Consider the following 1,400-nt stretch of genomic DNA (forward strand, 5'->3'; position numbering starts at 1 on the left):
GTCAAAGGTCAACAATTTCGTAGTCAAAGATGCCTCTATCAGTATCTCGAAAAGAAAAAGCCAACGTTACCAGATGATGCACCGATCACTGTAGTATTGTTCGTGGGTGGTGAGGTTGAAGCTGGTATGATAGTTAAGCACATTTGTACTCTATTATACTACCGCCAGAGTTACAAATTAGTAATTATTTCGACAGTAGGTTGCTCCAATTGGGCATTGGCATCTTTCTGAATTCCTTTGCGTTTACGCCAGAGTTTGTAGTAAAGAATCGGCACAGCTGATCGCGACAGTAACAAAGATGCAACTTCACCCGCCATCAGCGAAATCGCTAGCCCCTGAAAAATCGGATCAGCGAGAATAATTGCCGATCCCACAACTACGGCGGCGGCGGTTAACAGCATCGGCCGAAACCGAACGGCTCCCGCATCGATTACGGCTTCTTCCAAAAGCATTCCTTCTTTCAGACGTAACTCGATGAAATCTACCAGGATGATGGAATTCCGCACCACAATTCCGGCTCCGGCAATAAAGCCAATCATTGAGGTAGCTGTAAAGAACGATCCCATTAACCAGTGAGCAGGCATAATTCCGATTAGTGAAAAGGGAATGGCTGCCATAATTGCTAATGGGGTTGTAAATGATTGGAACCAGCCCACCACCAGGGCATAAATCAATACAAGCACCACTGCAAAGGCAATGCCTAAGTCACGGAAGACTTCATAAGTAACTTGCCATTCGCCATCCCACTTAATCGAGTAGGTTTCAGTGGTTGGGGGTTGTTCAGTTAGGTAGGTCTGAATTTTTGCACCAGTTGTGGGAATCAGTTTATCGATTTTTGGTTGCAGGTTGAGCATGGCATAAACGGAACTCTCGACTTTACCAGACACATCGCCCAGAACATAAACAACCGGCTGTAAGTTTTTGTGGTAAATGCTAGTATCAGCGATCGCAGTTTCTGTTTTCACTAAGGAACTCAGAGGTACTAGATTGCCGTTTGCGCCCTTAAGGTTAAGGGATTTCAGATCCTCTAAGCTGGTGCGGCTTGACTGACTAAAACGCAGATTAATCGCCACATCCTCACGGGCATTTTCATCATGTAACAGTCCAATATTTTCACCAGAAATTGCCATTTGCAAAACTTGGGAAATTTGAGTGGGACTGATGCCGTTGAGTGTAGCTTTCTCACGATCAATTACTAATCGATAATCCGTCTGCGGAGTTTCCACATACCAGTCCACATCAACAACACCATCAGTTGACTGATATAATTGATAAATTTGCTTGGCAAGGTCAATTTGACCTTTGTAATCAGCACCATAGACTTCTGTAACCAGCGTTTGCAGCACCGGGGGGCCGGGCGGAATTTCGGCAATTTGAATCCGAGCATTGTAGCGATCGCT

2 protein-coding genes are annotated in these 1,400 nt (G+C 45.1%); one reads left to right on the forward strand and one right to left on the reverse strand.

Annotated elements, in window-relative coordinates; translation table 11 throughout:
• The coding region (locus ACWATR_RS40010; RefSeq protein WP_460345926.1) for a hypothetical protein at nucleotides 1–231 on the forward strand (231 nt) is incomplete at its 5' end.
• Here the strand turns inward: ACWATR_RS40010 and ACWATR_RS40015 are convergent.
• On the reverse strand, nucleotides 171–1,400 hold a 1,230-nt coding region (locus ACWATR_RS40015; protein ID WP_460345929.1), incomplete at its 5' end, for an efflux RND transporter permease subunit. The genes ACWATR_RS40010 and ACWATR_RS40015 overlap by 61 nt on opposite strands.

The sequence above is a fragment of the Nostoc sp. UIC 10890 genome, assembly GCF_054786515.1.